Genomic DNA, 22,980 nt, shown 5'->3' with positions numbered 1-22,980 from the left:
GGGCAGCGCCCCTCCCGGCCCTCAGCTCGCGCCGTCAGCTCGCACGGCGGCTCGCGCTCGCGCCCAGCGGAAACACCTTCGCCGGGTTCAAAAGCCATTTCGGATCGAACACGTCCTTCACCCGCATCTGCGCCTCCAGATCGGCGGGCTCGAACTGCACATCCATCAGATCGCGCTTCTCGATGCCCACGCCATGCTCACCGGTCAGGCAGCCGCCCGCCTCGACGCAAAGCTTCAGGATCTCCGCGCCCAGCTTTTCGCATTGCTCCTGCTGACCCGGCTCGTTGGCATTATACAGGATCAGCGGGTGCATATTGCCGTCGCCCGCATGGAAGACATTCGCGACGTCCAGCCCGTAATCCTTCGACAGCTCGCCGATCCGGCGCAGCACGAAGGGCAGTTCCGAGACCGGGATCGTCCCGTCGAGGCACATGTAATCGTTGATCTGCCCCATCGCGCCGAAAGCGGATTTCCGGCCCAGCCAGATCCGCGCGGCCTCATCGGCCGATTGCGCCTCGCGGAACTCGACCGGCTCGTGACGGGTCGCGATCTGGCGGATCATGCCGATCTGCTCGTCGATCTCGGCCGGGCTGCCCTCGCATTCAACGATCAGCAGCGCCTCGCAATCGGGATAACCCGCATGACAGAAGGCCTCGGTCGCGACGATGCAGGGCCGGTCCATGAACTCGATCGCGACCGGCAGGATGCCCGCCTTGATGATATCGGCTACGCAGGCCCCCGCGACTTCGTTGGAGTTGAACCCGATCAGCACGGGGCGCGCGCCTTCGGGCTTGGGCAGGATCTTCAGCGTAGCCTCGGTCACGACGCCCAACTGCCCCTCCGAGCCGCAGATCAGCCCCAGAAGATCGAGCCCGCCAGCGTCAAGATACGGCCCGCCGATCTCGACCACCTCGCCCTCCATCGTGACCAGCGTCACGCCAAGGAGGTTATTCGTGGTCACCCCGTATTTCAGGCAATGCGCGCCACCGGAATTCATCGCGATATTGCCCGAGATCGCGCAGGCCAGTTGCGAGGACGGATCGGGCGCATAAAACCAGCCGTCGCTTTCCACCGCGCCGGTCACCGAGAGGTTCGTGCGCCCCGCCTCGACCCGAATGAAACGGTTGGTGTAATCGGTCTCCAGAACGGCATTCATCCGCGCGAGGCCCAGCACCACCGAATCCGCCTGCGGCATCGACCCGCCCGCAAGCGAGGTGCCCGCGCCGCGCGGCACTACCGGCACGCCCAGCTCGTGGCAGGCCTTCAGCGCCGCCGCGACCTCCGCCGTCGAGCGCGGCAGCACCACGCCCAAAGGCTGACAGCGATAGGCCGAAAGCGCATCGCACTCATAAGCACGCGTCTCGCTGGGGTCGTCGATCACCGCATCCGCAGGCAGAACCTCGCGCAGGCGGGCAATGATCTGCGGCTTGCGCGCCAGCAGATCCTCCTTCGGCTTGGGCATTTCCATGGCAAACTCCTCCCGGTTGGTCAGAAAATATAACCAATAAGCCCCGGTGACAAGAGAAGCCGCATCGCGCTAACTGTCGATATGATGACGACGTTTCATATCGGCCCACTGGGGCCGCTCGACCTCGCGGCGCTTGCCCTTCTGGTCGCCTGCTGGATGGTGATCGGCTGGACGACCGAGCATCCGAGTGCCGCCCGCCCCTCGATGGGCAAACTGATGGAGAATTACCGTCGCGAATGGATGCGCCAGCTTGTGACGCGCCAGCCGCGGATCTTCGATTCGGCGATGGTGGACGGGCTGCGGCAATCGACGACCTTCTTCGCCTCCTCCTCGCTGATCGCCATCGGCGCCGGGCTGGCGCTGATCGCGAATCCGCAGCCGCTTGCGAATCTCGCCGATGATTTCGACATCGCGCGCGGCCCCGATCTGCTGTGGGAGGCGCGCATCCTGACCGCCGTCCTGTTCGGCGCGAACGCGTTTTTGAAATTCGTCTGGTCGCACCGGCTGTTTTCCTATGCCGCGATCGCGATGGCGGCGGTGCCCAACGAGCCCGACGACCCGCTGGCCTATCCGCGCGCCGAGCAGGCGGCGCAGGTGAACATCAACGCCGCGAAAAGCTTCAATCGCGGGCTGCGCTCGGTCTATTTCGCGCTGGCGACGCTGGCGTGGCTGCTGGGGCCCTATGCGCTCATTGCGGCGACGCTGTTCACGACGGGGATGCTGTGGCGGCGCGAATTCGCCTCGGACTCGCGCCAAGCGTTGCTGCAAGACATCCCTGAGTGAGGGCCCGAATGACGGCCCGAGCGAGCTCCGCTTCATAGTGGCTGGCAGGGCTCGCATGATTTGGCTACACCCGAAGGCATGAGCAGTTTCCTTTCCGTCGAGCAATCCCTGACAGGCCGCCGCTGGATCGGCCCCACACCCGAGGCCGACCGGCTGGCCGAGGCGATGGCGCAGCAGACGCGCCTGCCCCTGCCGCTGGCCCGAATCCTCGTCGCGCGTGGCGTGACGCCGGAGGAGAGCGAGGGCTTCCTCGAACCCACTATCCGCGAGCTGCTCCCCGACCCGCGCAGCTTACGCGACATGGAGCAGGCAGCCGCGCGCTTTCTCAAGGCAGTGAAGTCCGGCGAGAAGATCGCGGTCTTTGCCGATTACGACGTGGATGGCGGGTCCTCGGCGGCGCTGCTGATCAATTGGCTGCGCGCGATGGGGCGCGAGGCGACGCTTTATATTCCCGACCGGATCGACGAGGGCTACGGGCCGAACGTGCCCGCGATGGAAAGCCTAGGCGCCGAGCATCCGCTGATCGTCTGCGTCGATTGCGGCACGCTGAGCCACGAGCCCGTGGCCGCCGCAAAACCCGCCGATGTCGTCATTCTCGACCACCACCTGGGCGGCGAGACCCTGCCGCCGGCGCTGGCCGTGGTGAACCCGAACCGGCAGGACGAGACCGGCGAGCTGGGCCACCTCTGCGCCGCCTCGGTCGTCTTTCTGATGCTGGTCGAGGCGAACCGGCAGCTGCGCGACGAAGGCGTGCAGGGGCCGCCGCTGATGACGCTGCTCGATCTGGTGGCACTGGCGACGGTGGCCGATGTGGCCCCGCTCACGGGCTGCAACCGGGCGCTGGTACGTCAGGGTCTGAAAATCATGGCGCGGCGCGAGCGGCCCGGCCTCGTGGCGCTGTCGGATGTGGCGCGGCTCGACCGCGCGCCCGCCGCCTATCATCTGGGATTCGTGCTTGGCCCGCGGATCAATGCGGGCGGACGGATCGGCGCGGCCGATCTGGGCGCGCGCCTGCTGTCGACAACAGACCCGCATGAGGCGCAATCCATCGCGGACCGGCTCGACCAGCTCAACACCGAGCGCCGAGAGGTCGAGAACGCCGTACGCGAGGCCGCGCTGAGCCAGGCCGAGGAGCGCGGGCTGAACGCGCCGCTGGTCTGGGCCGCGGGTGCGGGCTGGCATCCCGGCGTCGTGGGCATCGTGGCCGCGCGGCTGAAAGAGGCGACGAACCGCCCCTCGGTCGTGATTGGCGTGGATGACGGGATCGGCAAGGGGTCCGCGCGCTCGGTCGCGGGTGTCGATATCGGGGCCGCGATCCAGCGCGTCGCCGCTGAGGGACTGCTGCTGAAGGGCGGCGGGCACAAGATGGCCGCGGGCCTCACTGTCGAGGAAGACAAGCTGGAGCCCGCGATGGCGCGCCTGTCGGAGCTTCTGGCCAAACAGGGCGCGGGCGAAATCGGACCGCGCGACCTGCGCCTCGACGGGATGCTGATGCCGGGCGCGGCGACGCCGCAGCTGATCGAAGATCTGGACCGTGCAGGCCCCTTTGGTCAGGGCGCCCCCGCCCCGCGTTTCGCCTTCGCCGATATGGAAGTCGTGGGCACGCGCCGGATCGGGGAAAGCCACCTTCGTTTCAATTTCGGCGACGGTATGGGCGGTCGGATCGAGGCAATCTGCTTCGGCGCATTCGACGGCCCGCTCGGCCCCGCGCTGAGCCAGCCGGGCGCGCAGCGCTTCCACCTCGCCGGGCGGCTGGAGATCAACACATGGGGTGGGCGCAACAAGGTGCAGCTGCGCCTTGAAGACGCCGCAGAAGCGTAACCGCCACCCCGCCGTCGTACGCAGAAAAGGACTGTAATTCCAAGGCTTCCAGCCTGCCGTAACGGAGGGGCAAAAACTTTCCGAAAATCCGCAATTACCCTCTTGCGAGTCACGGTTCTCTGGCCTAAACACCGCTCCACCTTAGGCAGGTATGCCCGGAAGGTTCAGAGTGGTCCGTTCGTCTATCGGTTAGGACGCCAGGTTTTCAACCTGGAAAGAGGGGTTCGATTCCCCTACGGACTGCCACTTCCGAGCCCTGACTGAGCGTTGTGCGGTCCGTTCGTCTATCGGTTAGGACGCCAGGTTTTCAACCTGGAAAGAGGGGTTCGATTCCCCTACGGACTGCCACTACTCCCCTGATTTCAAAGCGATTTCATCACGCACCGTCTGGTCGCGTCTGTTTGCGTTTGCCGCCTCGTACGGTTCTGCGCGCGCCGATCCCGCATGAAAAAAGCGGCCCGTTTCGGGGCCGCTTTCTCGTTTCCCATTCCGAGGCCTCACGCGCCGTAGGGCACCCAGATGTTCTTCACCTGCGTCGCGCGGTCGAGGAACAGGCGCCCCTGCCCCGCACGGGCTCCCCAGTCGCGTGCGTCATCGGCTTCGACCCAGGTCTGCTTGAGGTTTCCGGCGCTCTGCGCCTCGACCATCCGGCAGCCCTCGGCATTGCCGAAATACCACATCGCATCGATCCCATCATGGGCGGCCAGCGTCTTCGCCAGCTCGTCGCGCGGGCCGGTGACGATGTTGACCACGCCACCCGGCACGTCGGACGTGTCGAGCACCTGATAGAGGTCGGTCGCGGCCAGCGGATGCGCCTGGCTCGGGACCAGCACCACGCGGTTGCCCATCGCAATCGCGGGCAGCACCAGCGAGATCGCCCCCAGAAGCGGCTGCGCAGTGGGGGCCACCAGCCCCATCACCCCGATCGGCTCGTTCATTGCGAGCGTCACGAATTCCGACTTCGTCGCATGGACCGCGCCGTCGAACTTGTCGGCTTGGGCGGCATACCAGAAGCAGCGCGCGACCGCCGTCTCGACCTCGGCCTCGGCGGCTTTGCGCGAGGCGCCGAAGCTTTCCAGACGGGCCGCGAATTCCGCGCCGCGCGCCGAGAGGTTCTCGCCGATGTAATAGAGCACCTGCGCCCGGTTATGGCCCGTGGCCTTGCCCCAGCCCTTGGCCTTATGCGCGGCCTCGACCGCGTTGCGGATGTCCTTGCGGTTGCCGAGCCCTGCGAGCCCCACGACCGCTTTGCCGCCCTTCACCTGATAGCTGTAGCCGCTATCGGGCCGCGCCTGCTTGCCGCCGACATAGAGCTTCGCGGTGCGGTCGATCTCGCCGCCCTTGATCGTGTCTGCGGGGCCGGTCTCCAGCTCGGCGGGGGTCGTTCCCTTACCTTTGCCGGTCGCCGCCGCGGGGTTGCGCAGATAGGCACGCATGCCTTCGCGCCCGCCCTCGCGGCCGAAGCCGCTCTCGCGATAGCCGCCGAAGCCCGCGCCCGCGTCGAAGATGTTCGTAGAGTTGATCCAGACGATCCCGGCCTTCACCTGCCCCGCGATGTCGAGGCACAGGTTCACGTTCTCCGACCAGATGCTGGCCGCCAGCCCGTAGCGCGTGTTGTTGGCCAGCGCGACCGCATCGGACGGCGTGCGGAAAGTGGTGAGCGTGACCACGGGGCCGAAGATTTCCTCGGTCGCGAGAACGCTTGCGGGTTCGACATCCGTCACCAGCGTCGGCGGGAAGTAGCAGCCCTGCGGGGCGGAGCCTTGGGTCAGTGTCGCGCCCTCGCTTGCGCCCTTCTCTACCAGTTCGCGAATACGCGCGAGCTGCGAGGGATGCACGATCGCGCCGATATCGGTGCTCTTGTCCATCGGATCGCCGGTGCGCAGGGTCTTCATCCGGGCGCGCAGCAGCGTCTCGAACCGCTCGGCCACCGCCTCGGCCACGAGGATGCGCGAGCCTGCGCAGCAGACCTGCCCCTGATTGAACCAGATCGCATCCACCACGCCTTCGACGGCGGCGTCCAGATCGGCATCCTCGAAGACGACGAAGGGGGATTTGCCGCCCAGTTCCAGCGTCAGCGCCTTGCCCGAGCCGGCGGTGCGTTCGCGCAGGATGCGGCCCACATCGGTCGAGCCGGTGAAGGCCAGCTTGTCGATCCCCTCATGGCCGACGATCGCGGCTCCGGTTTCGCCGTCGCCGGTGACGATGTTGATCACGCCTTTCGGGATGCCGCATTCCTGTGCGATCTCGGCAAAGGCCAGCGCGGTCAGCGGCGTATATTCGGCGGGCTTCAGCACCACCGTGTTACCTGCGGCCAGTGCCGGCGCGACCTTCCACGACAGCATCAGAAGCGGGAAGTTCCACGGGATGATCTGGCCGCAAACGCCCTGCGCGGTGTGACCCGGCAGCTCGTCCTCCAAGATCTCGGCCCAGCCCGCATGGTGGTAGAAGTGGCGCGCGACCAGCGGGATGTCGATGTCGCGGCTCTCGCGGATCGGCTTGCCGCTGTCGAGAGACTCCAGCACCGCCAGAAGGCGCGAATGCTGCTGGATGTGGCGCGCCAAAGCGTAGAGGTGCTTCGCGCGTTGATGGCCCGACAGCTTCGCCCAACCGCTTTGCGCGTTGCGCGCGGCGGAAACAGCGGCATCCACGTCCGACGCCGTGCCTTGCGTAACGCGCGCCAGCACGGTGTCGCTCGCCGGGTCGCGGACCTCGAACAGATCGCCCGGCTTGGTCATCGCGCCGTCGATGAAATGGCCGAAGCCGCCCTCATGCTTGGCGAGCCACTTGCGCGCCTGGCTGTCGTCTTCGGGGGCCACGCCATACTCCATGGTTTCGAGGATGTTCTGAATGCTCATTTTGTCTCTCCTCAGGCCAGCGCGTGACGGCTGCTATCGGCGTAACGGCCGGTGACGTAATGCTCCAGCTGGCGCTCGATATCGCCCAGCATCGAGCTTGCGCCGAAGCGGAACAGGTCGGGGTTGAGCCAGTCGCGGCCCAGCTCTTCTTTCATCAGGATCTGCCAGGCCAGCGCCTCTTTCGCCTGCTTCATCCCGCCTGCGGGCTTGAAGCCGATGCGGTGGCCGGTCGCCATCCCGTAATCGCGCAGCGCACGCAGCATGGTCAGGCTGACGGGCAGCGTCGCGTTGACGCTTTCCTTGCCGGTCGAGGTCTTGATGAAATCGGCCCCCGCCTGCATCGCCACCATCGAGGCCGAATAGACGTTGTTCAGCGTCTCCAGCTCGCCAGTGGCCAGGATCGCCTTCATATGGGCGTCGCCGCAGGCTTCGCGCATCGCCGCGATCTCGTCATGCAGGCCCTGCCAGTTCCGGGTCAGCGCCAGTTCGCGGTTGATCACGATATCGATCTCGGCCGCGCCCTGCGCCACCGCCCAGCGGATTTCCTCGAGCCGCAGATGCAGCGGCATCAGACCCGCCGGGAAGCCCGTCGCGACCGAGGCCACGGGGATATTCGACCCTTCCAACGCCTTGACCGCATGGGGCACCATCGTCGGGTAGACGCAGACCGCGCCCACCGTCAGCTCGCCCGCGCTCAGGCCCAGCCCCGCCTCGATATGCGAGGCCAAGGGCTTGCGCGCCTTCGCGCAGAGCCGTTTCACCCGGCCCTCGGTATCGTCGCCCGCAAGCGTCGTCAGATCGACGCAGCGCACCGCGTTGACCAGCCACGCTGCCTGATGCGCCTTCTTCACGCTGCGCCGGGTCGTCAGCGTCGCGCAGCGGCGCTCGGCGGCGGCGCGGTTGACGCGGTGGCCTTCGAACATGCCCACATCGAGCGCCATGCCGGGGTTGCGCGCATGCTCCCCTGCGACCGCAGCAGTGGGCACCAAGGCCCCTTCCGCGCGCGTCTCGGTCTTCATTTCGGTCTTCATTGCGTGTCTCCTAAATCGGGACTCGTCACAGCCTCGCCGCCACGTCCGGAATAATTCCCGGGCGTGCGCGATCGGGACAAGATCAGCATAAGTCAGCCGAGCCCATGCTCGGAAAGAAAGTCGTCGAATTCGGCGGGCGTCGCGTAGCTTGTTTGCGTGCCGCGACGGGTGATCGACAATGCGGCATAGCGCGCGGCGCGGGTCAGGGCCGCGGTGGGCTCCATCCCTTGGCCGAGGAAATGCGCGAAACTGCCGATGAAAGCGTCGCCCGCGCCGGTGGTATCCACCGGACTGACGGAGACCGGGGCGATCTCTTCGACGGTGTCCGCGGTGATCCGGCGCGCGCCGCGCCCCCCGAGCGTCACGACGACATTGTGGATGCCGCGTTCGATCAGGCTGCGCGCAGCCGCGATCACCTCGTCATCGGTGCCGGTGGGCAGACCCGAAAGCATCGCCAGCTCGCTCTCGTTCGGGCAGAACCAGTCGAGCCCGTCGAGCCGCGCGATATCCAGATCGGGATGCGCAGGCGCGGGGTTGAGGATCGTCGTCACGCCTTCGCGCGCCCCGAAGGCCACGGTGTGATAGACAGTCTCCAGATCGACCTCGAGCTGCATCAGGATCGCGGAGGCTGCGCGCAACGTCTCGGCCGCCGCATCGACATCCGAAGGGGCCAGCGCCGCATTCGCGCCTTTCACGATCAGGATCGCGTTTTCGCCATCGCGTTCGACGAAGATCGGCGCCACGCCCGAGGCGGAGCCTTCGACGGTGCGCACATGGGTCGTGTCGATCCCGTTTTTCTCCAGATTGGCGCGGACCTGCGGGCCGAACCCGTCATCGCCCACGCAGGTGACCATCGCCACATCCGAGCCCAGACGCGCGGCGGCCACCGCCTGGTTCGCGCCTTTGCCCCCGAACCCCATCGCGAAATCGGGGGCCTCCAAGGTTTCGCCGCGTCCCGGCATCCGGTCGATATATGTCACCAGATCCATCATGTTCGAGCCGACGACGGCAATCTTCTCAGGCATTCTCTTTCTCCGTCAGTTCGGAAATTTTCGCGCCGAGCGCGGTGGTCTCGGCCTTGTCAGTATAGCCGAAGCGCGTCGCGAAATGCGCGGTCTCTCCGGCTGCGAGGCTGCGGACATTCCCCTTCGCCTTCTCCGCCGTGTAGCCCTCGGGCTCGCAGGTGGACGGCAGCGCGAAGGCCGCGACCGAGGCATCCTCGCCGTTCAGGATCCAGCGCGCGAGGTGGTCGAATTGATCGGGCCGCCAGCTCATCGAGAAACCGTCGCCCGCGGGCCGCTCCAGAAGCGCGTGGCTCTCGCCCGACGCATCGGCTGCGGGGCGCTCGATATAGAGAACCTGCTCGGGGTTCCATTTCTCGGGCGCGTCCAGCATGGCGCTGTCTTCGGGCGCTTCGGCCAGCCGTTCGATGAAATCGGTATAGGCTCTCGTCGGCTGGACATGGGCGGGCACGTCGCGGCGGACGCGGGTGCGGTCGGGCGTGAAGGGGGCCGCCTGATGGATGCGCCCGTCTTCGACGAAGGCGAAGTTCACATGGCACATATACATCAGGTCCATCGGCAAAGCGGAGCGGTTCTCGACCGTCATCGCCATCTCGATCAGCGTGTTCTCCCGCACCGTGAGCGAGGGCATCGCGCGGTAATGCGGGCCGAAGCCGCGGATATAATCGACGTGACCGCCAAGGCGCAGGAACGCGCCCTGCCCGTCTTCGCCGATCTCCAGATGGGCCGCATCCATCGTGGCGCAGGCCATCTCACCATGCAGCGGATGGTCATCCTGCGGACCGGGGCAGCCATTGCGGAGCAAGCCGCTGTGATAGGCGAGGCAGCCATAGGTTTCGACGATCACCTGCGCGGGGCGCGGCTCGGCAAAAGCGCTATCCATCGTCAGGCGCACGCCGTCGAACACCGCATCCCAGAGCATCTGGCCCATGTAAGGCAGCATCTCGACCCGGCCGCGCGGGGTGTCCACGCCGATCATCTCGATGCCAAGCGCGGTGCGCCAGCCGGTGACGGTGAACCTGTCGGTCTTGGCGAGCACGCTCGGGGCCAGCCCGAACCGCTCACGCGGGAGAGGAATGATCACGCTCATCTTACGCTCCTTTCCGGCGGCGCCAGGAATTGAGGGCGATGACCCCGATCAGGAAGGCGCCCCAGACGAAATCGATCAGGTGGTTCGAGACCCGCATCATCTGGAAGCCCGAGGACAACAGCGTCAGCGAGATCAGTGCAAGGGCCACGCCCAGCACATTGCCGCGACCGCCTGCCGGGTTGGTCCCCCCCAGCACCGCGATCAGCACCGCCTGCAGCAGGTAAGACGCGCCGTAATCCGACTTCGCCGCGTTGGTCCGCGCCGACAGCAGGATACCCGCCATCGCGGCCAGCATCCCCGTCAGCATGTAGGAATAGAGGATCATCTGGCCGCGCTTCACCCCCGCATAGACCGCCGCTTTCGGGTTGGTCCCGATCAGCTTGAGCCGCAGCCCGAAGGAGGTCCGCGCGAGCAGCAGCGACAGTGCGATGCAGACCAGCACGAAGATCACCAGCGGCACCGGGATGCCCACCAGTTTGCCGTTGCCGATCGCGTTCCACCCCGGCGGGAAGCCGACGATCGCAGGCCCTCCCGTCAGCACGAGGCACATCCCGATGAAGACCTGGCCGGTACCCAGCGTCGCAAGGATCGGCGTAATCTTCAGCACCGAAATCAGGAAGCCGTTCAGCAGCCCCGCCAGCAGCCCCACGATCAGGGCCGCGCTCACGCCCAGCGTCACCGGGCCGAGGCCCAATGCTCCCGAGCCGCCATCGCCCGCCATCGCGCCGAACAGCGTGCCCGCAGTGATGCCCGCAAGGTTCGCGACGCCCACGATCGAGAGGTCGATCCCCCCGGTCAGCATCGCGATCATCATCGCGATCGACAGGATACCGAGCTCCGGCATGAAGAAGGCCATCGACTCGAAGTTGTAAGACGACAGGAACATCGAAGGCCGCAGCGCCGTCATCGCGATCAGCACCAGCACACAGGATACGGCCAGCATGACATTGGTCTGTGCCGCCTCGCCCTTGAGCCAGCCGCGCAGGCCGGGCCGGGAGGTGGCGTTGGTCTTGGTCTCGCTCATCATCATCTCCCCTGCCTCACACCAAAGCCCGGCGGTCGCGCAGCGCCGTCACGGTCACAGCCGCAACCAGCATCGCGCCCACGACGACCCGCTGCCATGTCGTATCGATCCCCATCAGGATCAGCGAATTCTGGATCATCACGAGGATGAACACGCCCAGCACGGTGCCCAGCACCGTGCCGCGCCCGCCGAAGATCGACGCGCCGCCCAGCACGACAGCCGCGATCACGTCGAGCTCCAGCCCCACGAAGTCGCGCGGATTGGCGAGCCAGATCATCGAGCTGTGCAACAGCCCCGCAAAGCCCGCCAGAGCACCTGCCGTGACATAGACGAAGATCATCGTCTTGCCGGTCGAGAAGCCCACGCGTTTCGCCGCTTCCGGGTCCGCGCCATAGGCATAGACCGACCGCCCGATCATCGTGTGCTTCAGCACCAGATGCAGCGCGACGGCGAGGCCCAGATAGATCACGATCATCGCGGTCAGCCCGTAGGTCGAGCCGTTCGCACGCTCGAGCACGAAGAGATCGGTCTTGCCGAAATTCACCAATGCCTCGGGCATCTTGTTGATGTTCACGTTCGAGGTGCCGACGAGGCCAAGGACCAGCCCGCGCACCACGGACGCGGTGCCGAGTGTCACGATCAGAGGGATCATCTTGAACTTGTGGATGATGCCCGCATTCATCAGGCCCAGAAGCCCGCCGATTATGATCGCCGAGGCGAAGGGCAGCACCAGCCCGTTATAGTCGAGCGCCACCATCGAGCGGACCACGAGATACATCCCCGCGACCGCGAAGGCGGTGAAAGACACGTCGATCCCGCCCGAGATCATCACCAGCAGCACGCCCAAGGCCATGATGCCGATGACGACGTTTTCCTTGAGCAGGCTGAACAGGTTGGACATTTGCCAGAAGGCCGGGTTCACCAACCCGATGAAGATCATCGCGACCGCAAGGATCGCCAGAATGATCGCGTCGGAGCTGCGCAGGAATCTCATGCGGGCTCTCCTTGTTTTTCATTGGACAGCGCCGCGTCGAGCGCCTCTTCGGTCAGCGCGTCGCCCGCGAGTTCTCCGGTGATGCGGCCCTCGGTCATGCACAGCACGCGGTTGCAGTTCGCGGCCAGCTCCGGCAAGTCGTCCGAGATCATCAGAACCGCCAGATCGTTGTTGCGGGTCAGGTCCTGAATGATGCCGTGGATCTGCTCTTTCGAGCCGACATCGACGCCCACGGTCGGGCCGTTCAGGATCAGCACCCGCGCATCGGTCATCAGCCAGCGCCCGATCATCACGCGCTGCGCGTTCCCGCCCGACAGCGTGCCCACCGGCACGTCGATCCCCGGCGCGGAAATCGCCATCTCGCCGAACATCTTGTGGGTCTCCTCCCCCGCCTTCTCGGCATCGAGCCACAGATGCGGCGCGAAGCGGCTCAGCGAGGAGACGATGGCGTTGTCGCGGATCGAGCGGGTCAGGAAGAGCCCCTCCGACAGGCGATCCTCGGGCACATAGGCGATGCCCGCCGCGATCGCTTCGGGGACGTTCTTCGGCATCACGGGTTTGCCGTCGACCAGCATCTCGCCGGACATATCGCTGCGCAGACCGAAGATCGCCTGCGCGATGGCCTTGCGGCCTGCGCCGATCAGGCCGGACATGCCGACGATCTCGCCCGGCATCAGCGTCAGGTTGATGTCCTGCGCCTTGTCGCCGACGGTCACGTTGCGCAGCTCCAGCCGCGGTTCACGCCCGCTGACATCGGGGGCTTGGAAATGCCCCTGATGCAGGTCGCGCCCGGTCATCGCCCGGGTGATCGAGCGTTCGTCATAGTCCGAGATCGGGCCCTCGGTGACCTTCTTGCCATTGCGGAAGACGGTGAGACGCTCGGAGATTTCCAGCATCTCGCGCATCTTGTGGCTGACGAACAGCGTGGCGATGCCGTCGGCCTGCAAATCCCGCACGATGCGGAAGAGGCGCTCGACTTCGCGCCCCGTGAGCGTCGTCGTGGGTTCGTCCATGATGATCAGCCGGGCGTCGGCGAGCATCGCACGCGCAATCGCCACGATCTGGCGGCCTGCGGCGGGCAGCGTCTCAACGGTCGCATCGAGATCGAGCGTCACATCGAGCCGCGCCAGCACGTCACGCGCCATCTTGCGCGCCCGGGTCCAGTCGATCCGGGTCTTGCCTTCGCGCAGGAAAGTATTGAGCGCGAGGTTCTCGACCACGGTCAGCGTCGGGAACAGCGAGAAATCCTGGTAGATGACCTGCACGCCATGGGCGATCGAGGTCGCGGGGTCGAGCTTGCCGACCGGTTTGCCGTCGATCAGGATCTCGCCCTCGTCGGGCTGATAGACGCCCGAGACGATCTTGATGAGAGTGGATTTGCCCGAGCCGTTTTCGCCGGCGAGGCAGTGGATGCGGGCAGCGTCGAGCGTCAGCGACACGTCATCGAGCGCGCGCACGCCGCCGAAGCGCTTTGAGATGTTGCGCAGCTCGATCAGGGGAGCGGTGGCCATGGGGGTCTCCTCGCAGGCAGGTCGGCAACGGGTGGCGCGACCGCGCGCGCCACCCGAGCTTGAGAACCGTCAGGGATCAGAAGTCGTATTGATCCATGTTGTCCTTGGTCACGCCGACCCAGCCGGCCCCGTAGAGCACTTTCGCGTCCGCGCTATCGGCTTCCTTGAGATCGGTATAGCCTTCGAGACCGAGGTTGGTGCCCGCCTTGATGTCGGCATGGTCCTTGCCCGCATCACGCGCTTTCAGCTCGGCCAGTGCGATCATGTTCATCGCGTAGCCTGCAACCGCCGGGTCCCAGAACTGGATGTAGCTGATATCGCCCTGCGAGATGTACTGCCCCGCGACCGACGGAAGACCGGTGCCCGCGAAGTGCAGCTTGCCCTGCAGACCGCCTTCCGCGATCAGACGACCAGCGCCCGCCGAGGTCGGCATCGGACCACCCACGACACCGGAGATGTCGGGATGCGCGGTCAGCGCCTCTTTCAGCTTGTTGTAGTCGGTGTTGGCGTCGTCATAGGTCTCGAGACGATCGGTCGCGAGCGACATGTCCGGATAGGCTTCCTTCTGACGCTCGATTGCGCCGTCGATCCACTCGTTTTGCGACTTCGAGGTCAGCGAGCCGACGGTGGCGACGTATTTGCCCTTCTCGCCCATCTGCTTGGCGAGGTGATCCATCAGCTCCGCGCCATATGCTTTGTTGTCGAAGGCTTCGATGTCGTAATCGACATTCTTGATGTTCGAGGCTTCGTGGCTGACCACGACGATGCCGCGATCGCGGGCCTTCTTGAGCACCGGCTCGACCGCTTCCACCGAGAACGGCACGACGGCGATGGCGTCCACGCCCTGCGCGATCAGGTTCTCGATCAGCTGCACCTGCGCTGCCGCATCCGCCTGCGAGGGGCCGACCATCCAGGTGTCGCTGCCGGTATCGTCGCCGAACTGCTTCACGCCGTCACGCATCCGGTCGAACCACGCGATGCCGTCCACCTTCACAACGGTCGCGATGTGATAGGTCTTGTCGGAGCTGAGCATTTCCTTGTCGACATTGCTCGTGTCGACAACCTGCTGCGCCAGTGCCGGAGTGGCCATGGCGACCGCGAATGCAGCGGCCGGAATGAATCCGAGCTTCATGATAATTCTCCCTTCAAGCGGACCTCCTCGTCCGCGTTTCCCGGTTAAGGCGCATGCCGAAACCGGCCCTCCAAGTAATGTTACGATCGCAACATAACTCGGGACCATCTAGGGGATGAAGGGAAGTGTCAACTACATCTTAAGCTGCGCTGCAGCGAGAAGTCCGGCCTCGGTGACGACGCCGGAAACCTCGTCGAGAGACGCGAAAACGACGGGCTTGCGCTGGCCAATCTTGCTGGCATCCATGACAACAAAACACTGTTTTGAAAGCTCTATCGCCGCACGTTTCAAGGGGACTTCATAGTCGTGCGAACAGCTGAGCGCCCCGTCGGAATCGAGCCCGCCCGCGGACAGGAACGCCACATCAATGTTCAAAGGCGCCAATCGGTCGTGCGGATTTCCGGCATGACAGGAGCGCGTACTCGACTTGATTTCACCGCCCAGAAACTCGACCGGGACGCTGCTGCGCCCCTGCAAGATCTCCGCCGTGGTCAGACAATGGGTGATGATTCGCCGCGCTTTGCCCTGCGCCAGAAGCCGCGCGAGATGGGGCAGCGTGGTGCCGGTATCTAGGAACACGACAGCGCCCTCAGGCACCAGATCCAGCGCATGACCCGCCGCCGCGCGCTTGGCGTCGATCGCGCGGTTCATCTGCGCGTCGAAGTCGTAATGCTCGGTCGTACGTGTGGTGACGATATAGCCGCCCCGGCAGGCAAACCCCGCTTCGGGCTGCGCCGCATCGCGCCGCAGGGTCATCTCGGTCACGCCCATCTGCTCGGACAGGTCGCGCAAACGCAGGGCGGGCGAGACATCGAGCAAGGCAGTTATCTGGTCGATCCGCTCTTGTTGGCGGCTGGGTCTGGTCACGATTTGGCTTTCAAGATTTGGGTTTCGAAACGCATTCTATAATCCGCAGAGTGTCCGAAACCGGACCTGCGAAAGCAAGCACTGCGTTCCAAACCGCACTGCGCCGCAGCGTCACACCTTGTCAGCGAACCCCGTCACTCGGCCGCCTTGGCCATGCTCTCGCGCACGGATCGCGCTGTCGATTGAAGCGTCAGGAACGCCTCGAACCGCGCCGCGTGCAAACGCTCCACCGCGCCGCCTGCGGGCGCAAACCGGGACGCGACCTGCGACATCGCGCCCATCGCGCCTTGCAGATCGTCAAACCCCTCCGCCGCGACCGCGCCAAGCATCGCAGCCCCCAGCAGCACCGGTTCCTCGCAGCGCGTGACCACGGCGTCGCGCCCCGTTGCATCCGCGATGATCTGGCGGGTGACGGGATGCGCCCCTGCCCCGCCCGAGATCGAAATCTCCGAGATCGGCGCGCCATGTTCGGCCTGCACCTCGATGATCTGGCGCAGCCCGTAGGCCAGCCCGCACACCCCCGCAACGTAGAGCGCCACGAGCGTGTCCAGCCCGGTCTCCATCCCCTGCCCCACGATCACCGCGCGCGCGTCCGGATCGGCAAAGGGCGCGCGGTTGCCGAGGAATTCCGGCACCACGTGCAGCGCCTCGGCAAGTGTTGCCACCTCCGAGGGCGAACCCGCCGCCTCGAGCGCGAGATCGGCGAGGAATTCCGGCACGGATTTGCCCGCGGCCTCTGCCCGGTCACGCGCCTCGACAGCGGCCGGATGCAGTTGCACGAGCTGCGCGATCGCCGCCCCGGCGCCCGACTGCCCACCCTCATTGAGCCACATCCCCGGGAGCATCGCCGAGAAATACGGCCCCCAAACGCCCGGCACGAAGGCAGGCTCGCGCGTCGAGGTCATGGTGCAGGACGAAGTGCCGAACACATAGCCCAGACATTGCGCCGGATCGCCCGACCCGCCCTGCGCCGCGACGGTGCCGATCCCACCGGCATGGGCGTCGATCAGACCGGCGGCGACCGGCGTTCCGGGCGTCAGGCCCATCTGCGCGGCGGCGTCCCCGGTCAGCCCTGCCCCGAGCGGCGTGCCCGGATCGACGATGCGCGCGCCGATCCGCGCGAAACCGTCCTCGGCCAGATCGCCAAGGCCGATCGCGTGGAAATAGTCCGGATCCCAGCGGCCCTCATGGGCGAGATAGGTCCATTTGCAGGTGACCGTGCAGGCGGAGCGCTCCAGCGCGCCGCTCGCCTTCCATGTCAGGAAATCGGCAAGGTCGAAGAACTGCACGGCCTGCGCGTAGATCTCGGGGCGCTCCTCGCGCAGCCACATCAGTTTCGGCGTCTGCATCTCCGGCGATATCCGGCCGCCCACATAGCGCAGCACGTCGTGATCGCCCGCATTGATCCGCGCCGCCTGATCGCGGGCGCGGTGATCCATCCAGACGATGACGTCGCGCTCGGGTGCATCAGGATCGCCCACGGGCAAACCGCCCTCCGGACCGATCACGGCGAGCGAACAGGTCGCGTCGAACCCGATCCCCGCGACATCGCGCGGGTCTGCCCCCGAGGCCGCCAACGCCCCTTTCACCGCATCGCAGACCGCCTGCCAGATCTGGGCGCTCGACTGCTCGACATGGCCATGATCGTCCTGCCACATCTCCAACGGGTGCTTGCCGACGCCGAGAAGCGTGCCCTCCCGATCGAAAATCCCGGCGCGCGCCGAACCGGTTCCGACATCGACACCGACGAATAACTTGCTCACGTTGATCCTCCCCAGACGCGCATCTTGCCCAATCCTTAACGACATCGGGCGCGAACTGCCAACCCGGGGGCGCGGCAGACGATTCTCGGCATGGGGGCCAGTCCGCCGCTGAAACCCGGCTACCGGGGCCGAAAGCCGTTCCGCTGCGAATAAAAACGCGGTTGTGCCCTTCAGCACCGCAACAGACCGCGCGTCCAACCTGCCCTCCGGAACGGGACGCAAATCTCGCGAACCACGCCGATACCGGAACATTTTCCTTCCGCGCAATAGGAACAGCGACCCGCATAAGCTTGCCATCACGAAAATCCTGAACAATTTGGGACAAAATCCCTAACCAGCGAGGTTACCCATGACCCGTCTCGCACGTATTTCCGCAGCCGTCGCAACCGGCGCTGCTCTTTTCGCCGCCAGTGCCGCGATGGCCAGCGATCTCGGCCCGCTCGTCACCCCGAGCGAGCTGAACGCCGAGATCGACACCGTCGATCCGGTGCTGCTCGACATTCGCACCGGCAGCTACGAAAAAGGCCATATCGATGGGGCCGTCTATGCGCCCTATTCGCTGTTCCGTGGCCCGGACAACAATCCCGGCCAAGTTCCGCCGATCGCGAAACTGCAGGCGTCCTTCGAGCAGATCGGGCTCGAGCCCGACCGCCCCATCGTGATCATCGCGCAGGGCGATACCGATACTGACTTCGGCGCTGCCGCGCGCGTCTACTGGACGCTGAAAAGCACTGGCTTCACCGATCTGTCGATCCTGAACGGTGGCACGACCGCCTGGGCCAATGCGGGCCTGCCGATGTCGGACGTGACCGAGAACCTGATGCCCACCGATCTCGATCTGACGTGGAATGACCGCTGGACGGCGGAGACGCCCGCCGTGAGCGATGTCGTCAACGGCAAGGGCAAGGCTGTGCTCGTCGATGCGCGTCCGCCCGCCTTCTTCGAGGGCAAGAAAGCGCACTCCGCCGCTTCGCGTCCCGGCACCCTGCCCGGCGCGGAGAACCTGCCCTACACCAAGTTCTTCCGCTCGGGCGCGACGGTCATCGACGCGAAAACCGATGCGGCCGCTCTGAAAGAGCAGCTGGGCATCAAGGACGGCGAAGAGGTCGTGTCCTTCTGCAATACCGGGCACTGGGCCGCGACCGACTGGTTCGCCATGTCCGAACTCGCAGGCATCGAGAACGTGAAGCTCTATCCCGGGTCGATGGTGGAATACTCCCAGACCGACGGTGAGATGGCGAACACGCCCGGCCTGTTGCGCAACCTGCTGAACCAGCTCACCGGAGGCTGATGATGAATACTGCCATTCTTGAACGGCAGGCAGCGTCGGGCGGAATCGCCCGGCGCAGTGCTTTGATCCTCGCGGCCCTTGCAGCAGTCGCAGCTCTCGCGCTGTTCGGCGGCGCGCGCTACGGCTTCATGCTGGCGATCGGGCTGGGCTTCGGCATCGCGCTGGAAGGGCTGCGCTTCGGCTTTGCGGGCCCGTGGCGCGCGATGATCGTGCGGCGTGAGCCTGCGGGCATTCTCGCGCAGCTTCTGGCCATCGCACTGGTGTCCATCGTCGCGATCCCGGCGATCTCGAGCCATCCGGGCGAGCTCACCGGCGCGCAGGCCCCGATCGGCTTTGCCATGGTCGGCGGCGCGTTCGTCTTCGGCGCGGCGATGCAGGTGGTGATGGGCTGCGGCTCGGGCACGCTTGTGAACGCAGGCTCGGGCAACCCGATCGGGCTGCTCGCGCTCCCGTTCTTCGCAATCGGCAGCTTCTTCGGCGCCTATGGGCTGATCTGGTGGACCAATCTCGGCGCGCTGCCGATCCTGACCCTGCGCGGCACGAGCGGACTTGCCGTGACGCTGGTCCTGCTGGCACTGGTCGCAGCCACCGTTTTCTTCCTCGGCAAGCGCGGATCGCGGAGCCTGCCGCGGCGCTACGTCATTGCGGCCCTCGTCCTCGCAGCCCTCGCCATCGCGAACCTACTGGTCGCGGGGCAGCCTTGGGGCGTGGTCTACGGGCTGGGCCTCTGGGTCGCCAAGGGCGTGAACGGAATGGGCTTCGACCTGACGCAATCGGCCTTCTACGCGGCCCCCGGCTCGATCACCCGCGTGAAGGAGAGCCTGCTGACCGACTACACCTCGCTCACCGATATCGGCCTGATCGCGGGCGCGTTCGGCGTCGCCGCATGGCGTCAGGGCGGCCTGTCGCAGAAATTGCCGAGCTATCCGGCCCGCGCCTGGGCCGCGACAATCATCGCAGGCTTCCTGCTGGGCTATTCCTCGCGACTGGCCTTCGGCTGCAACGTCGGCGCCTTCTTCTCGGGCATCTCGACGGGCAGCCTGCATGGCTGGGTCTGGTTCGCCGCCGCCTTCGCGGGCGCCTATCTGGGCATCTGGCTACGGCCCCGCCTTGGACTGGAGGCACGCGCATGACCCGGAAAGCGACTGCCTTCACCGCCCTCGCGGGGCTGCTTCTTCTGATCGGCGCCGATCTGATCGGGGCGCCGCTCAATCCTTACCAAGCCCCTCCGGCCTTTGCCTTCGGATCCGGTCAGGTCGCAAGCGGCGGGTTCTGCGGAGCCTTGCCGAACTGATCTCCCAAAATCCTTGCGATCTGGGACACCGGCCCGCTTCCCTCGGGCCGGTGTTCTCTTGCCCGGCCTTGGAACCTCGCGCGCGGACCGCTAGAGATCGCCAGACGCGCGGTCCGCGCGCAGGGAGCCCCATCATGACCAGACATCCGATGTTCGGGATATTCCTCGCGCTGTTCGGCGCGCTGGCAATCTCGCCCGACACGCTGCTGATGCGCTGGTCGGAGATGAGCGGCGCGCAGATGGTGATGTGGCGCGGCTTGCTGATGGGCGGCGCGATGTGGCTGACCTCCATCACCCTGCGCAGACGCCACCTGAAGCGGGACCTGCAGGCGCTCGCCAGCGGCGCGGGTCTCGTGCTGGTCGCCTGTCACTTCTCGAACATGACGCTGTTTGCCGTGGGGATCGCCGCCGCCCCGGTGTCGATCGTGCTGTTCAGCGTCTCGACCGTGCCGGTCTTCGCAGCGCTGCTGTCCCGGCTGCTCCTGCGTGAGAGCACCCATTGGTCGACATGGCTCGCCATCGCCGCTGTTCTCAGCGGGATCGGGCTGGCCGTCTTCGGCCCTGCCCCGGCGAGCGTGGGCGGCAATCCGATCTACGGCGCGCTTGCGGGGCTCGGGGTCGCGTTGAGCCTGTCGACGACCTTCGTCACGATCCGGCGCAATCCGCATTTGCCGATCCTGCTCGCCGTCGGCTCCGGGGCCGGGCTGGCCGGACTTTCAGCACTGCTCTGGACGGGAGGCGCAGCCGTGACGGGCGGTCAGATCTGGGCAATCGCGATGGCGGGCGGCGTGGTGCTGCCGATCTCGTTCATGTCGCTGTCGTTTGCCTCGCGCTACACCTCGGCCTCGAATGTCAGCCTGCTGATGCTGCTCGAGACGATCCTCGGGCCGATCTGGGTCTGGTGGGGAACGGGTGAGGCTCCGAGCCGCGCGATGCTGATCGGCGGGGCAATCGTGATCGGGAGCTTGGCGCTCTATCTCTGGCACGCCGGCCATCGGCAGAGCGTTCTCCGGCGCAGCCAATCCGCCGCGCCGGAGCATCTCTAGAAACGCTTACTTCCGGGCAGCCGACTTGGCGGCCGGTTTCGCGGGCTTCGCGGATTTGGCGGTTTTCTCCGCGTCGGACGGCATCTCGATATTGATCTCGAGGCTCGAGATATCGTCGTTGCGCTCCATCCGGATATCGACGCCATCCTCTTCGATCTGCATGTATTTGCGGATCACCGCGAGGATGTCGCGTTGCAGATCGGGAAGGTAGTCGGCCTGCGCCGACCCGCTTCCGCGTTCATGCGCGAGCAGGATCTGCAAACGGTCCTTGGCCGTTTGCGCCGATTTCGCGCGGCGGGGTTTGAGCGAGAAACCGAACAGGCTCATGCGGACCGCCCGAAGAGACGACCGATGAAGCCGGGACGCTTCTCGCCCGGAATACGCATCGGAATGTCCTCGCCCAGCAGCCGCGAGACCGCGTCGTCATAGGCAGCCGAAGCGCTGGACGGCTCGTCGAGCACGACCGGCATACCGGTGTTCGACGCGCGCAGAACGGCGGTGCTTTCGGGCACGATACCGATCAGCGGGACCGCCAGAAGCTCCAGCACGTCCTCGACCGTCATCATCTCGCCCTTGTCGATGCGCGACTGGTCGTGACGGGTCAGCAGCACCTGCGCCTTGACCGGCTCGCCATCGCTTTCGGCCCGACGGGTCTTCGAGGACAGAAGACCGAGCACCCGGTCGCTGTCGCGCACCGAGGACACTTCGGGGTTGGTCACGACGACCGCCTCATCGGCGAAGAACATCGCCAGCTGTGCGCCGCGCTCGATCCCGGCGGGGCTGTCGCAGATGATGTAGTCGAATTCCTGACGCAGCTCGTCGAGCACCTTCTCGACGCCCTCTTGCGTCAGTGCATCCTTATCGCGGGTCTGCGAAGTCGGAAGGATCGAGAGCGTCTCGACCCGCTTGTCCTTGATCAGCGCCTGCTTGAGCCGCGCATCGCCCTGAATGACGTTGATGAAGTCGAACACCACGCGGCGCTCGCAGCCCATGATCATGTCGAGGTTGCGCAGGCCCACGTCGAAATCGATCACGACGGTCTTATGGCCGCGCTTGGCGAGACCGGCAGAGATTGCGGCGGCGGACGTGGTCTTGCCCACGCCCCCCTTGCCCGAGGTGATCACGATCACCTTGCCGAGCGGCGAATCGTCCTTGAGTTGCGTCATTCGAACGCCTCCACACAGAGTTTGTCATCGTCGAGGAAAACCTGCACGGGCTTGCGACGAAGCTCCGCGGGGATGGTTTCGCTCGTTTTGTAAAGGCCCGCGATCGCGAGCAATTCGGCGTCGAGCTGGCGGCAGAAGATACGCGCGCTCTCATCGCCATGTGCGCCGGCCATCGCCCGTCCACGCAGCGTGCCGTAGACGTGGATGTTGCCCGCCGCGACCAATTCCGCGCCCGAGGCGACCGATCCGACCACCGTGAGATCGCCATGTTCGGCCACGATCATCTGGCCCGAACGCACCGGCGTCTGCACGACCTTGTTGCGCGGAACAGGCGGGGCCGCCCGCTTCGCCGCGGGCTGCGGCTTTTGCGGCTTTTGCGGCTTCGGCTCGGGCATCGCGGTCTCGCGACCGACCTTGATCGGGATAATTCCGTAGCCTTTTACGGCGTTTAGCTGCGCCTCGGTGGCGTTTTGCGCCCCGAAGATCTGCAGGTCGCGCGCGAAAAGGTTGTCGATCATGTCGCGCACATCGGCCGGTTTCGAGAACTCCGGCACCTGCGCGAAATCGAGCACCATCGGCGCTCCGGCCAACAGATGCGGCGTCTTCGCGAGCTGCGCATCCAGCGCGGCATAGAACACGTCATCAGGCGCGTCTGTCTCGAGCCGTAGCGCGATGGCGGTCAGGAACAGACCGCGGAACTGGAAAGGTTGAACCGAGACCGGCGCAGGCTTCTGCCCGGTCGGAGATAGGGTATCTGACACGAGGGTAGCTCGCTTCTGCTCAGGAGTCGGGGTGCATCGTGCACCCACGTTGTTTTTC

At 65.8% G+C, this 22,980-nt stretch carries 20 protein-coding genes and 2 tRNA genes; 8 read left to right on the top strand and 14 right to left on the bottom strand.

Going from position 1 to position 22,980, the window contains the following annotated elements; translation table 11 throughout:
* Positions 1-34 precede the first annotated feature (34 nt).
* On the bottom strand, positions 35-1,468 hold the full coding sequence (locus F8R15_RS12775) for an FAD-linked oxidase C-terminal domain-containing protein (RefSeq protein ID WP_078520196.1): 1,434 nt from the start codon (positions 1,466-1,468) through the stop codon (positions 35-37).
* 84 nt (positions 1,469-1,552) lie between these two features.
* On the opposite strand from F8R15_RS12775, the gene F8R15_RS12770 reads away from it, so the two are divergent.
* From F8R15_RS12770 to F8R15_RS12755, 4 genes are all read left to right on the top strand, one after another.
* Entirely contained in the window at positions 1,553-2,251 is a 699-nt protein-coding gene (locus F8R15_RS12770; protein ID WP_253732572.1) for a DUF599 domain-containing protein, read from the top strand.
* Positions 2,252-2,329: 78 nt separating this feature from the next.
* Complete coding sequence (recJ, locus tag F8R15_RS12765; RefSeq protein WP_152844823.1) at positions 2,330-4,072, top strand: single-stranded-DNA-specific exonuclease RecJ; 1,743 nt, start codon at positions 2,330-2,332, stop codon at positions 4,070-4,072.
* 171 nt (positions 4,073-4,243) lie between these two features.
* Positions 4,244-4,318, top strand: a tRNA-Glu gene (locus F8R15_RS12760).
* A 27-nt stretch (positions 4,319-4,345) separates the two neighbouring features.
* Positions 4,346-4,420 (top strand) — tRNA-Glu (locus tag F8R15_RS12755).
* Positions 4,421-4,569: 149 nt separating this feature from the next.
* On the opposite strand, the gene F8R15_RS12750 is transcribed toward F8R15_RS12755, so the two are convergent.
* The 10 genes from F8R15_RS12750 to F8R15_RS12705 form a co-directional block, all read right to left on the bottom strand.
* A complete protein-coding gene (locus tag F8R15_RS12750) occupies positions 4,570-6,930 on the bottom strand; it encodes an aldehyde dehydrogenase family protein (RefSeq protein ID WP_216644124.1) in 2,361 nt (786 codons plus the stop codon).
* 11 nt (positions 6,931-6,941) lie between these two features.
* Positions 6,942-7,871: a deoxyribose-phosphate aldolase gene (deoC, locus tag F8R15_RS12745; protein WP_093477036.1), complete on the bottom strand. Its 930-nt coding sequence runs from the start codon at positions 7,869-7,871 to the stop codon at positions 6,942-6,944.
* Between the two features lie 182 nt (positions 7,872-8,053).
* Complete coding sequence (gene rbsK / locus F8R15_RS12740; RefSeq protein ID WP_078570156.1) at positions 8,054-8,986, bottom strand: ribokinase; 933 nt, start codon at positions 8,984-8,986, stop codon at positions 8,054-8,056.
* Complete coding sequence (locus tag F8R15_RS12735) at positions 8,979-10,073, bottom strand: DUF4432 family protein (RefSeq protein WP_152844822.1); 1,095 nt, start codon at positions 10,071-10,073, stop codon at positions 8,979-8,981. The genes rbsK and F8R15_RS12735 overlap by 8 nt, the downstream gene beginning before the upstream one ends.
* 1 nt (position 10,074) lies before the next feature.
* Positions 10,075-11,097, bottom strand: coding sequence for an ABC transporter permease (locus F8R15_RS12730; protein ID WP_078549734.1), 1,023 nt, complete (start codon positions 11,095-11,097; stop codon positions 10,075-10,077).
* Positions 11,098-11,113: 16 nt separating this feature from the next.
* Positions 11,114-12,091 carry an ABC transporter permease gene (locus tag F8R15_RS12725; RefSeq protein ID WP_078570154.1) on the bottom strand — a complete coding sequence of 326 codons (978 nt, stop codon included), beginning with the start codon at positions 12,089-12,091 and terminating at the stop codon, positions 11,114-11,116.
* A complete protein-coding gene (locus F8R15_RS12720) occupies positions 12,088-13,602 on the bottom strand; it encodes a sugar ABC transporter ATP-binding protein (protein ID WP_152844821.1) in 1,515 nt (504 codons plus the stop codon). Before F8R15_RS12720 ends, F8R15_RS12725 begins: the two co-directional genes overlap by 4 nt.
* A gap of 76 nt (positions 13,603-13,678) precedes the next feature.
* A complete protein-coding gene (locus F8R15_RS12715; RefSeq protein WP_152844820.1) occupies positions 13,679-14,734 on the bottom strand; it encodes an autoinducer 2 ABC transporter substrate-binding protein in 1,056 nt (351 codons plus the stop codon).
* Positions 14,735-14,866: 132 nt separating this feature from the next.
* Positions 14,867-15,601, bottom strand: a complete 735-nt coding sequence (locus F8R15_RS12710; RefSeq protein WP_078601676.1) for a DeoR/GlpR family DNA-binding transcription regulator — start codon at positions 15,599-15,601, stop codon at positions 14,867-14,869.
* 134 nt (positions 15,602-15,735) lie between these two features.
* The gene (locus tag F8R15_RS12705; RefSeq protein WP_152844819.1) at positions 15,736-17,409 is read right to left on the bottom strand and encodes an FGGY-family carbohydrate kinase; all 1,674 of its coding nucleotides are present in this window, start codon (positions 17,407-17,409) and stop codon (positions 15,736-15,738) included.
* A gap of 304 nt (positions 17,410-17,713) precedes the next feature.
* On the opposite strand from F8R15_RS12705, the gene F8R15_RS12700 reads away from it, so the two are divergent.
* The 4 genes from F8R15_RS12700 (at position 17,714) to F8R15_RS12690 (ending at position 20,995) form a co-directional block, all read left to right on the top strand.
* Entirely contained in the window at positions 17,714-18,655 is a 942-nt protein-coding gene (locus tag F8R15_RS12700) for a sulfurtransferase (protein ID WP_152844818.1), read from the top strand.
* Positions 18,656-18,657: 2 nt separating this feature from the next.
* Entirely contained in the window at positions 18,658-19,788 is a 1,131-nt protein-coding gene (locus F8R15_RS12695) for a YeeE/YedE family protein (RefSeq protein WP_253732570.1), read from the top strand.
* Positions 19,785-19,949: a hypothetical protein gene (locus F8R15_RS21470; RefSeq protein WP_168173966.1), complete on the top strand. Its 165-nt coding sequence runs from the start codon at positions 19,785-19,787 to the stop codon at positions 19,947-19,949. The genes F8R15_RS12695 and F8R15_RS21470 overlap by 4 nt, the downstream gene beginning before the upstream one ends.
* A 134-nt stretch (positions 19,950-20,083) precedes the next feature.
* Positions 20,084-20,995, top strand: a complete 912-nt coding sequence (locus F8R15_RS12690; protein WP_152844816.1) for a DMT family transporter — start codon at positions 20,084-20,086, stop codon at positions 20,993-20,995.
* Between the two features lie 6 nt (positions 20,996-21,001).
* Here the strand turns inward: F8R15_RS12690 and minE are convergent, their stop codons facing one another.
* From minE to minC, 3 genes are read right to left on the bottom strand one after another with little or no spacing between them, the layout of a single operon-like run.
* Positions 21,002-21,322, bottom strand: a complete 321-nt coding sequence (gene minE / locus F8R15_RS12685) for a cell division topological specificity factor MinE (RefSeq protein ID WP_172976221.1) — start codon at positions 21,320-21,322, stop codon at positions 21,002-21,004.
* A complete protein-coding gene (gene minD / locus F8R15_RS12680; protein WP_078520208.1) occupies positions 21,319-22,161 on the bottom strand; it encodes a septum site-determining protein MinD in 843 nt (280 codons plus the stop codon). The genes minE and minD overlap by 4 nt, the downstream gene beginning before the upstream one ends.
* The gene (minC, locus tag F8R15_RS12675; protein WP_078547897.1) at positions 22,158-22,922 is read right to left on the bottom strand and encodes a septum site-determining protein MinC; all 765 of its coding nucleotides are present in this window, start codon (positions 22,920-22,922) and stop codon (positions 22,158-22,160) included. The genes minD and minC overlap by 4 nt, the downstream gene beginning before the upstream one ends.
* Positions 22,923-22,980 lie beyond the last annotated feature (58 nt).

The organism is Thioclava sp. JE_KL1 (assembly GCF_009296265.1).
GTDB lineage: Bacteria > Pseudomonadota > Alphaproteobacteria > Rhodobacterales > Rhodobacteraceae > Thioclava.
Note: the sequence above shows the minus strand (reverse complement) of the source record. Positions and strands in the feature narration are given on the sequence as shown.

Excerpts from the sequence above, each read along its gene's own strand:
- F8R15_RS12770 (WP_253732572.1), top strand. The coding sequence starts at position 1,553 with ATGACGACGTTTCATATCGGCCCACTGGGGCCGCTCGACCTCGCGGCG.
- F8R15_RS12735 (WP_152844822.1), bottom strand. The coding sequence starts at position 10,073 with ATGAGCGTGATCATTCCTCTCCCGCGTGAGCGGTTCGGGCTGGCCCCG.
- F8R15_RS12725 (WP_078570154.1), bottom strand. The coding sequence starts at position 12,091 with ATGAGATTCCTGCGCAGCTCCGACGCGATCATTCTGGCGATCCTTGCG.
- F8R15_RS12720 (WP_152844821.1), bottom strand. The coding sequence starts at position 13,602 with ATGGCCACCGCTCCCCTGATCGAGCTGCGCAACATCTCAAAGCGCTTC.
- F8R15_RS12775 (WP_078520196.1), bottom strand. The coding sequence starts at position 1,468 with ATGGAAATGCCCAAGCCGAAGGAGGATCTGCTGGCGCGCAAGCCGCAG.
- F8R15_RS12695 (WP_253732570.1), top strand. The coding sequence starts at position 18,658 with ATGAATACTGCCATTCTTGAACGGCAGGCAGCGTCGGGCGGAATCGCC.
- F8R15_RS12705 (WP_152844819.1), bottom strand. The coding sequence starts at position 17,409 with ATGTCGTTAAGGATTGGGCAAGATGCGCGTCTGGGGAGGATCAACGTG.
- F8R15_RS12730 (WP_078549734.1), bottom strand. The coding sequence starts at position 11,097 with ATGAGCGAGACCAAGACCAACGCCACCTCCCGGCCCGGCCTGCGCGGC.
- F8R15_RS12750 (WP_216644124.1), bottom strand. The coding sequence starts at position 6,930 with ATGAGCATTCAGAACATCCTCGAAACCATGGAGTATGGCGTGGCCCCC.
- F8R15_RS12690 (WP_152844816.1), top strand. The coding sequence starts at position 20,084 with ATGACCAGACATCCGATGTTCGGGATATTCCTCGCGCTGTTCGGCGCG.
- minD (WP_078520208.1), bottom strand. The coding sequence starts at position 22,161 with ATGACGCAACTCAAGGACGATTCGCCGCTCGGCAAGGTGATCGTGATC.
- deoC (WP_093477036.1), bottom strand. The coding sequence starts at position 7,871 with ATGGCGCTCGATGTGGGCATGTTCGAAGGCCACCGCGTCAACCGCGCC.
- rbsK (WP_078570156.1), bottom strand. The coding sequence starts at position 8,986 with ATGCCTGAGAAGATTGCCGTCGTCGGCTCGAACATGATGGATCTGGTG.
- F8R15_RS12700 (WP_152844818.1), top strand. The coding sequence starts at position 17,714 with ATGACCCGTCTCGCACGTATTTCCGCAGCCGTCGCAACCGGCGCTGCT.
- recJ (WP_152844823.1), top strand. The coding sequence starts at position 2,330 with ATGAGCAGTTTCCTTTCCGTCGAGCAATCCCTGACAGGCCGCCGCTGG.
- F8R15_RS12715 (WP_152844820.1), bottom strand. The coding sequence starts at position 14,734 with ATGAAGCTCGGATTCATTCCGGCCGCTGCATTCGCGGTCGCCATGGCC.
- F8R15_RS21470 (WP_168173966.1), top strand. The coding sequence starts at position 19,785 with ATGACCCGGAAAGCGACTGCCTTCACCGCCCTCGCGGGGCTGCTTCTT.
- minE (WP_172976221.1), bottom strand. The coding sequence starts at position 21,322 with ATGAGCCTGTTCGGTTTCTCGCTCAAACCCCGCCGCGCGAAATCGGCG.